This window comes from Sedimentibacter sp. B4 (genome assembly GCF_000309315.1).
GTDB classification, from domain to species: Bacteria; Bacillota; Clostridia; order Tissierellales; family Sedimentibacteraceae; genus Sedimentibacter; species Sedimentibacter saalensis.
In genome coordinates this window covers 1-254 of sequence record NZ_CANG01000712.1, presented here as the reverse complement: position 1 = coordinate 254, position 254 = coordinate 1, and the positions used below count along the sequence as shown (strand labels likewise).

Here is a 254-nt window from a genome sequence, read left to right as displayed (position 1 = left end):
GAACACGTGTTGCTGCTGTCCGTGATCGTGAGCGTGCCGGCTTCGAGTGCCTTGGTCGCGTCGATCTCCGGCTTCCAGGACGCCGAGCTCGGCGCATTGTTCAGCGACGTCGGCGCGATCAGGCCGAGCAGGCGGGCCGGGGACGTCCCGACTCCGGACAGCTCGTGGATCACGACCTCGCCGTCGCTGTCGGGGCTGTACGCGATCCGGTGCGACCCATCGGTGGTGATCCACGGGAGGTCGGACCAGGTCCC

The 254-nt window shown here is 68.5% G+C and carries 1 protein-coding gene; it reads right to left on the bottom strand.

Features of this window, described 5'->3' with window-relative positions:
* On the bottom strand, window positions 1–254 hold a 254-nt coding region (locus BN358_RS26860), incomplete at both ends, for a hypothetical protein (protein ID WP_198018473.1).